This is a genomic window from Bacteroides caecigallinarum, from assembly GCF_021530995.1.
Taxonomy (GTDB): Bacteria; Bacteroidota; Bacteroidia; order Bacteroidales; family Bacteroidaceae; genus Phocaeicola; species Phocaeicola faecigallinarum.
This window is the reverse complement of record NZ_JADYTF010000011.1, coordinates 40008-48861: the sequence shown is the minus strand read 5'-3', so window position 1 is coordinate 48861 and position 8854 is coordinate 40008. Positions and strand designations below refer to the sequence as shown.

General features: G+C 51.5%; 11 protein-coding genes. All 11 read left to right on the top strand.

Going from position 1 to position 8854, the window contains the following annotated elements; genetic code table 11:
- The coding region (locus I6E24_RS03140; RefSeq protein WP_262911875.1) for a M43 family zinc metalloprotease at positions 1–914 on the top strand (914 nt) is incomplete at its 5' end.
- A gap of 21 nt (positions 915–935) precedes the next feature.
- Positions 936–1790, top strand: coding sequence for a FimB/Mfa2 family fimbrial subunit (locus I6E24_RS03135; RefSeq protein WP_235326141.1), 855 nt, complete (start codon positions 936–938; stop codon positions 1788–1790).
- Positions 1791–1843: 53 nt separating this feature from the next.
- Positions 1844–2800, top strand: coding sequence for a fimbrillin family protein (locus I6E24_RS03130; protein WP_235326139.1), 957 nt, complete (start codon positions 1844–1846; stop codon positions 2798–2800).
- 226 nt (positions 2801–3026) lie between these two features.
- On the top strand, positions 3027–3848 hold the full coding sequence (locus I6E24_RS03125) for a fimbrillin family protein (RefSeq protein WP_235326137.1): 822 nt from the start codon (positions 3027–3029) through the stop codon (positions 3846–3848).
- A 133-nt stretch (positions 3849–3981) separates the two neighbouring features.
- On the top strand, positions 3982–4950 hold the full coding sequence (locus tag I6E24_RS03120; protein WP_235326135.1) for a fimbrillin family protein: 969 nt from the start codon (positions 3982–3984) through the stop codon (positions 4948–4950).
- A gap of 150 nt (positions 4951–5100) precedes the next feature.
- Positions 5101–5322: a dephospho-CoA kinase gene (locus tag I6E24_RS03115; RefSeq protein WP_235326133.1), complete on the top strand. Its 222-nt coding sequence runs from the start codon at positions 5101–5103 to the stop codon at positions 5320–5322.
- 14 nt (positions 5323–5336) lie between these two features.
- On the top strand, positions 5337–5471 hold the full coding sequence (locus tag I6E24_RS17340) for a hypothetical protein (RefSeq protein WP_317218722.1): 135 nt from the start codon (positions 5337–5339) through the stop codon (positions 5469–5471).
- 5 nt (positions 5472–5476) lie between these two features.
- Entirely contained in the window at positions 5477–5737 is a 261-nt protein-coding gene (locus I6E24_RS17335) for a PIN domain-containing protein (protein ID WP_317218721.1), read from the top strand.
- Between the two features lie 181 nt (positions 5738–5918).
- Positions 5919–6698, top strand: coding sequence for a fimbrillin family protein (locus tag I6E24_RS03105; RefSeq protein ID WP_235326131.1), 780 nt, complete (start codon positions 5919–5921; stop codon positions 6696–6698).
- 16 nt (positions 6699–6714) lie between these two features.
- Positions 6715–8277, top strand: a complete 1563-nt coding sequence (locus I6E24_RS03100; protein WP_235326129.1) for a M26 family metallopeptidase — start codon at positions 6715–6717, stop codon at positions 8275–8277.
- 108 nt (positions 8278–8385) lie between these two features.
- Entirely contained in the window at positions 8386–8850 is a 465-nt protein-coding gene (locus I6E24_RS03095; protein ID WP_235326127.1) for an HU family DNA-binding protein, read from the top strand.
- Positions 8851–8854: the final 4 nt, after the last annotated feature.

Below are 8854 nucleotides of genomic sequence, written 5' to 3'. Positions count from 1 at the left end.
ATGTGCAGACAAACAAGGCGGAGTACTATTCCAACACGGTTGAAATCCGCTCCAGCCTCACAGCACCGGTGGCGGAGAACCCCGACGCCTACGAGATACCCGTCATCTTCCACCTCTTTCCGGATGCTGAAGGCAACTATCCGGTCAAGGACTGGATGGTGAGGGAACAGCTGGACTATGCCAATTATGTATATAGCAACTATTTCAACCTCCCCGGGCAGACAGAGACCGGCGTGCGCTTTGTGGCCGCCACCACCGCGCCCGACGGTACGCCGCTTGAAACTCCCGGCATCGTCCACGAGAAGGAGGCCGTGGAGATAGACTACGCGAACGTCGAGCTTGACGACCGGTATATATGGGACAATGAGCATGCGCTCAATGTGTGGGTCAGCCCGATCAATAATGTGTACGAGGACGAGTACAGCATATTCGCCGGGTTCTCGTTTTTCCCCTACTTCGATGAAGACGAGATGATGGAGGGATGCGAAACGCCGTACCAGCCCGGTGTTGTCTCAGGCATATTCCTGAATACCCGGGCGATGACGATGGCCAACGATGTGAAGTCGTTCGCCCATGAGGCAGGACATTTCCTTGGATTGGAACATGTCTATATCGAGGGAGACGACTACTGCGAAGATACGCCTTGGTACGACCGGGACGCTTATCTGGAGGCCACGCAGGGCAACATCGAATATACGCGCACGGATGCCGCAACAGGAGAAATCTTCTTCTCCGACAACATCATGGATTACGAGTATGGCTTCATGGCCGGCATCACGCCCGACCAGGTGGAGCGCATCCAGTACACCCTGAAGCACGCCTACCTCATTCCGGGCGAGGCGGGCAAGGAAGATACGCCTGCGGTACGCTCCGCCGGGCAGCCGCACCGCTTCGGGGACAAGCCGGTACGGTAAACTGAAAAACATCCTGCGGATATGAAAACAAGAAAAAGGAAATATACGACAACGATTCTGGCGACGGCCCTGCTGTTCTCTCTGGGCGGATGCGTGAAGGACGAGCTGCACGACACGCCGCATCCGGACAAGGGCATAGTGGCAGTGTCAATCGACCTGCCGCAGGGCGCAAGCGGGGAAGACTATACGGTAGAGATTGACGGCACGACCGCCGACGGCAAGGAAGGCCGCTACACCGTTTCCGACCCGCTGCCTCCCGGCGAGTACACCGTGCTGGCCTACAACACGCCGCAGGGGTTCACCGTGACGGACGGCATCGCCCGTGTGGAGCGGACAGACGGCACGGTACGCGCCCTCACCGACTTCATCAATCCCCTGCCGGACTATCTCTATTCGGGCACGGAGCGGATAACAGTCATGGCGGATGACACCTTACGCATGAACCTTGACGTGACGCAACGGGTGCGCGACCTGCACATCGAGCTGACCGTGACCGAGGGCGACCCGGAGCGCATCGCTGCCATAACGGGTACGCTCAGCGGCGTGGCGGAAGCATACGACTTGCGCAACGAAACGCTCTACGGCGAGGCGGTCAGCACACGACCTACGTTCACGCGCAGCGGTGACAAGGTGTCGGCAGACCTGCGTCTGCTGGGCATCATGGGTGATGCGCAAACGCTAAGCATCCTGCTGACTTTCAGCAACGGCGACACGCAGTCCATTGAGAGCGACCTGACGGAAGTCCTTGCCGGGTTCAACGGCAGTACCGAACCCTTTGCCTTGACAGGCAACTTGCGCACTCCCGTGGAGGGAGGCTTTGCCGGCAGCATAGACGGTTGGCAGCAGGCGGACGGAGGCAATGCGGACGCGCATTGATGGAGAGATTAGGAATAAAGAAATATAACCCCAAAATTACACAATTTAATAAGATGAAAGCAAAAATCATTTTCATGGCAACGCTGGCAGCCGCAGTGCTGACGGCGTGCAACAACGACGAGAACAACGTGATTGACACCGGGTCGTCCCAAGCCACGTTCACCGCTGCCATCGACGGACAGGTGAATACCCGCGCATTCGACCAGACATGGGAGGCAGGCGATGCCATCGGCATCAGCGGCACATCGGGCAGTACGACCTACACTAACGTACAGTACGTAACCACAGGTGGGAACGGCAACTTCACCGTAGGCACTCAGGGCAATGAAATCTACTATCAGGATGACAACTCCGTGACCTTTACCGCCTATTACCCGTGGGCCAACCTTGCAGCAGATGCAACTACCATTACCGCCGACACACGGGCGCAGGCTTCGCAAAGCGACTTCGACTTCCTTTGGTCGCGGCAGACGGGTAGCAAGGCAAGCCCCAACGTGCAGTTCATTTTCGCACACAAGATGGCGAAGCTCGTGCTGACCATCCAGAAAGGCAATGACGTGAGCTATCAGGAAGTGCAGGATGCCGTGCTGTCGCTTGGCGGCTTCAAGTACAGCGGCACGTTCAACGTGACGGACGGGACAACCTCGACCGCCGATGACTTGGCGACGGGCTGGACATTTGCCGGAAACACCTCTGAAACAGGCTACAATGCGCCTTTCGTACCCAATGCCACAGCAGAATCCGTTTCCTACACGCTCATCCTCTTCCCGCAGGAGTTCAGTAGCCCGTTGCCCATCACGGCAACCCTTACGGGTATGCAGTCGTTCAGCGCGACGCTTGACTTCACTGCCGCCAATGTCGATGCCGGCGATACGGACGCGAAGAACGAATGGGTAGCCGGACGGCAGTATAACCTCAGCGTGACCCTGCACAAGACCGACATCACCGTGGACGGCTGCACCATCCAAGGATGGGATGAGGCAAACGGTGGTAACGTGAATGCCGACTGATTGCCTTGACTGGACGGAGACATAGCCTTGGCTGGACGAAGGCAAAACATAAAACAAACAAAGATTTTGAACAATAACCAAATATACAACGATAAAGATGAAAGGAACTAAGTATTTATTCCTCGCGGCAACCGCATTATCTTTCGCGGCTTGCAGCAGTGACGATGAGAACATGGGCGCAAATGATGGCCCAGTAGCGGCGCAAATCACCGCAGGCATCAACGACGTGCTGACACGTGCGTTCGGGCAATCATGGGAAGCCAACGATGCCATCGGCGTGTCGGTCTATACACCAACAGACGGAACACCCACGCTCACCCAATACACCAACATGCACTATGTTACCACCGCTGGCGACGGCAACTTCACGCACTCTGGCGGCTCGTCATCAGGCATCTTCTTCCAAGATGCGGACGAAACGGTATATTTCCGCGCTTACTATCCTTTTGATGAAGACAGTCAAGAAAACAACGGAGAAGTGACAATAACGGATGTAAGAACCGATAACCAAAGCGACCAAAAGAACTTCGACTTCATGTTCGCAACGGGTGCAACGGCAAGCAAGAACAGCCCCACTGTAAAATTCAACAACACAGATAATGGAACCACTGATGCCCGCTTCAAGCACATGATGACACGCCTTGTGCTGAACATCACGACAGATACCGATGCAGGCTTCTCGGCAAATGATGTAGAAGGCGGCGCGTACTCCTTGAGTGGTATCAAGCACAGCGGTACGTTCAACACGGAGGACGGAACAGCGGAAGCGACAGGAAATGCGACAGATAATTGGGAAATAACCGACTACATTACTTATACTAATAACATCGGAACATGCAGCCTGATACTCTATCCGCAAACAGGAGCCAGCCTGACCTTTAGTGCTACCATCGACGGGCAGACCTACACGGGTACACTGACCCCTGCATTCGCTGCATCCACATCTTACAGCTACGACATTTCCATTCAGAAGACAGGCTTGGTAATCAGTTCCGGCACAATACAAGATTGGACGAACGGTGGAGGTGATAATATTATAATCAACTGATTCCAGTGAAAAGAAACAACAGCCATCCCGTGCATCTTGCGCAAGCACGGAGATATGCCTGAACAAACAGGTGTAGCTGGCGGTTTCGCAGCCGCCGGTGGCACAAAGACAGAACATAAAATATATATGTAATATGAACCGACTATCAGACTTGAAACGGATGATTCTCCTTTTGCTGGCAGGCATTCTATCCGCCTGTTCGCATGACGACCTTACCGAAACAAGCCCTGCGGAAAACGGCGAGCCGTTGGTGCTGACTGCTGTTATGGCGGATGCGACAACCGGCACGCGGGCAACTCCCGATAACAGTTGGGAAGGCACGGAAACCGTCATTGTAGAGGTGATAGACAATTACGACAATACGACAACTCCCGACTGGACGCAAGCCAAGAGAGGAATTTACACAGCCGGTACCGATGGCAAACTGACCTTTACGAGCGGCGAGCAATCTTCTTGGCTAAGCGACACCGAGACCAAACTTGTCCGTGCCTGGCATTATGGCGACGACAGCAAAGTGCATCCAGACTCATGGCCTGTGCAAAGAAATCAAGGAACTGACGACAATTATGCGAATAGCGACTTGCTATTTGCGCAGGGAAGGGTAAGCGGAGGGCAGGAAATTGCCCTTAAATTCTACCATCAAGTGGCAAAAGTGGTGGTGCATGTCCGCAATGTAGGTCCTGTGTACGAAAGTGATGACGTCAGTGTGACGGTAGGAGAAATGAACAATATTGTTATGAATGGCACAGTGAGTACGGACAACATAAGCGAGAATTATCTCAACTGGACACCGGGAAGCACAAGGGGGACTATCACGGCCTACAGCCTCGGTCCACAGCCCCTTGCATCCGACGGAAACGAAACTTCCCTCGCCAGTTTCGCCGCACTTGTCATTCCGCAAACAGTGAAGGAGAATGAATACTATCTTGTCATTAATAATAGGAGGGAATATTCGTGTTATGCATCAAAGGACATTGTTTGGAAAGCAGGCCATTCCTATACCTATGAGGTAACTATCACAAAAGAGAGCGGAGTGTGGGTTAATAATATCACTGTAAGCGATTGGGGCAACGGTGGCAACTATGACTTGACAACAGAATAAAAAGCCTCCCCCAACCCCTCCGTGGAGGGGAGAAGAAAATATAAAGCGTTCTTTGACAGGTTGGAAAACAAACGAAATAATGGGAAGTACATACAGGTTTCGGATAAATTTCGTAATTTTGCCAAGTGACAAATTGAAATGAAGCTGATTATGGAACGAACTATATTCAACAAAGCGCAATTGGAGATGCTCGACATCATGGCGAATGTCCGAAGCGATGAGGAACTGGATGCACTGAAACATGCCGTATCCGAGTTTTATGCCCGCCGTGCCGACGAGGAAATGGAAAAGCTGTGGCAGTCCGGACAATGGAATGAACAGACCTTGAAAGAACTGGGCAATGCCCATTACCGTACCCCTTACAAACAATGAAAAGGCTGGTGGTATTGGACACTAATTGTTTGGTGCAAATGCTGTCGGTACATAGTCCCTACCGTGCGGCATGGCAGGCGTTTCGTGAAGGAAAATACGAGCTGTGTGTGACCGATGACATTGTGGATGAATATGAGGAGAAATCATAGAGCGCGTGGCAAATGCAGCCGTCGCCCACAATATCGTCAATGCCATCATACGCAGCCCGTTCACGCGGTTCTTTACTCCGCATTTCCGCTTCCGTCTTATTGAGCAAGACCCTGATGACAACAAGTTTGTGGATTGTGCCATAGTGGCAGGTGCCGATTACATTGTCAGCGAGGATACCCACTTCCGGATATTGGAAACCATACCCTTTCCTAAAGTGAACGTGATTCGCCTGAATCGGTTTATGGAAGAACTTGCCGGACTTTAACCGATTCAACAGACATATCCCCATTGTTTCGTCCCGCCCCTCTCCCCGCAAGGAGGAGGGCGGGACGCTTGTTTTCCAATTCCGTTGAAAATGAAGCACGAAGAATGAAGAATTTTAACAATATAAAACATAAAGAAGAATGACAACAAGACATTACAGCTTGATAAAAGGCTTCGCATTAGTGGTTTTCATGCCCCTTTTTGCGGCGTGCAGCAACGAAGAAGATGCTACCGTGCCTGGCGGAGAACCGCAAGAGGTACAAGTGAGCATCAGCACACGTGCCACCGCTGATGGTGACACGTGGACATGGCAGAATGGTGATGCGATAAATCTATATGTGATGGGTTATGGCAGTACCTCTCCGACGACCAGGACTTTGACATACATCAATGGAGCATCATGGACCACATTCAATGTCACATTGCCAGCCACCGTGGAAGCCTGTTATCCAGCAACGGCAACGCTGACATCGTTCACTATCCCAACTAACCAAAGTGCGGGCATTGCTGAGGCGGACTATATGACTACCGCTTCAAGCCAACAACTTAACGGCACCAACCTTTCGCTGGCATTGGTGCATAGGCTGTGCAAAGTCGCCGTCACCATTACCAGTTGGAGTGACTATGGAAACACGATGCCAGCCATTTCCGATTTCAAAATTACGTCCTATCCCAATGTGACCAGAAGCGATGACACAGTGACTGGAACAGGCAATGCTACGGATGTTATCGCTTACGAAGAAAGCAGTAATACCTACACCGCTATCATAGCACCCAGCGATAACGGTTTTACACTCAAACTGAAGGTGAACGGGATGGACATGACGGCTACCAGCAACCAAATGTTGACCAGTGGCAACGCATACTCATTTGACCTTACCGTCACAGACAAGGAACTGACGCTGACCCCTGCATCAACAAACGTACTGCCGGGATGGGATGACGAAACAGACTTAAACTGAGGAAGGAGGAATAACGATGAAAAATCTACTTTATATCATAAGCATGGCTATCCTGCTTGCGGCTTGTACCAACGACATAGAAAACAATGCGATACAAACAGGCATACTGACCCTCACTGTAGGTGACTTCCCCGCTTTCGGTGAAGATGCGGCAACACGTGCCATTGGCACAACTGATGCAGGCGGCAAGTCGGCATGGGAGGCTGGCGACCAACTGCTGGTCAGCGTAACTTGTAGTAGTGATAAACCGCAATATGCCGTTATGAGTTATGACGGTAGCACATGGATAACTACGCCCACCTTGAAGCAAACCTACGCCAGCTACACCGTGACCGCATGGTATGCCCCCGCTTATCAATGGAGCACAACAAACGATGGCACATTGGCGCTTCGCGACGGAGAGCAAGCCGGGCTTGACGAGTGCATCATGGCTACAAGCAACAGTTCGCCCAACATCACTTTCACATCACGCGAATATAGCCGCCTGCGTATCGCCTCTACCTCAAGCACGCAGCTAAGTGTGTCGCTTACAGACTTTACCCCGGCAGGCAGTACAACTTCAGGAAGCAACAATTACACCCTGACCACGGATAGCAAGGGCAATGCCTATCTATACGGCACGTGGACGACAAGCAGCAACTTGCAGGTGACGGCGCAATATTCCGCATCCACGCCAACGGAGCTTTACAACAAGGCATTAAGCCGCGCATCAGCCAGCGGACAAAGTTTTGCGGCAGATGCCATACCTACATCTGAACAGGCTTCTAATTATAATTCATTGGGGGATGGAAGCGAAGCATATCCGTATGTATTGTTAAACGCCACCCAGCTTACCTCTCTTTCGACGAAAAGCCAAGACAACCAAAATATAACTGAACACTTCAAACTCGGCGCGGATATTACATTAACTGAATCATGGACACCGATAACAACGGTTGACGAACACGGTAATGGTAATCAATTCTTGGGAACATTTGATGGGGACGGGCATACTATATCTGAACTTAAATTTAATTTATCAGATTATATAGCCGGACTCTTCGGAATGATTGGGACCAGTGGCGTAGTAAAGAACGTGAAACTCAAAGATTGCAATATGTCAGTTTCAGGACAAGTATGCGGTGGAATTGCTGGCGTAAATTACGGAACGATAGAAAATTGCCACATAATAGGTGGAACAATAACAAGTGAATTTGATGCCGGAGGTTTGGCTGGCGTTTGCTTGTATGGCGCGCCGCGCATAGTGGCTTGTAGCAATTCTGCGGATATTACTGGATTAGAAAGGGTGGGTGGAATTGTCGGAGTGGTTTGGGACGGCAGCCTGATAGGTTGTTGCAACACCGGGACTGTTACAGGGAACAGTAACATGACCGTTGGAGGGATAGTAGGAACAGATTATTCTCAGCTCACAGCTTGCTATTTCAGTGCAGGAAATGATAATGGCTATGGCACGCAGATAACGAATAACGATTGGTCTTCTGCGATTACAGACATGAACAATGCTTTGCAAGAAGCAGGGTATAATTATCAATATGAAATGGGTGCAAATAATCTGCCTGTGATAAAGTCAACGAACTGACATTCTCAATACGCCGAATTGACGAGCACAATACGGCATATTGCCCGCCTCAATTCGGCGTATTGAGAAAACGACATAATTAGTAACGACTTAAAAACAGAAGAAGCTATGCCATTCTACAAAAAATCGTACAACAAACAGCAGGGTGTATATTACCCCCGTGCCGTAGTCCAGGGCAAACCTGTAGAAACGGAAACCATCGCCAAGGATTTGGCGAAGATTTCCACAGTGAGCAACTCCGATGTCCAGGCCGTCTTGGGTGACATCGCGGGCGTAATGCACACCCGCATGGCGCAAGGCAAGAGCGTCCACATCAAAGGCCTCGGCTACTTCCGCTACGTGCTCGACACCGTGGGCGTGGACACCCTCGAAGACTTCGACTTCGAGAAGCAGGTGAAAGCCGTCCGAGTGGAGTTCATCCCCGAACGCACCCGCCTTGCCAACGGCACCTACACCCGCGCCCTCGTGGACAGCGACCAATTGGAATGGATCGAGCTTTCGCCCGACACGGAGGACAGCGACCCGGCACAGGATGAGGATGACGAGGATGTAACGGAGAATCCGTTGGGGTAATTTT

What these genes read in the sequence shown, in the direction of transcription:
- I6E24_RS03120 (WP_235326135.1), top strand. Translation starts at nt 3,982, where the DNA reads ATGAACCGACTATCAGACTTGAAACGGATGATTCTCCTTTTGCTGGCA.
- I6E24_RS03115 (WP_235326133.1), top strand. Translation starts at nt 5,101, where the DNA reads ATGGAACGAACTATATTCAACAAAGCGCAATTGGAGATGCTCGACATC.
- I6E24_RS03130 (WP_235326139.1), top strand. Translation starts at nt 1,844, where the DNA reads ATGAAAGCAAAAATCATTTTCATGGCAACGCTGGCAGCCGCAGTGCTG.
- I6E24_RS03095 (WP_235326127.1), top strand. Translation starts at nt 8,386, where the DNA reads ATGCCATTCTACAAAAAATCGTACAACAAACAGCAGGGTGTATATTAC.
- I6E24_RS03100 (WP_235326129.1), top strand. Translation starts at nt 6,715, where the DNA reads ATGAAAAATCTACTTTATATCATAAGCATGGCTATCCTGCTTGCGGCT.
- I6E24_RS03135 (WP_235326141.1), top strand. Translation starts at nt 936, where the DNA reads ATGAAAACAAGAAAAAGGAAATATACGACAACGATTCTGGCGACGGCC.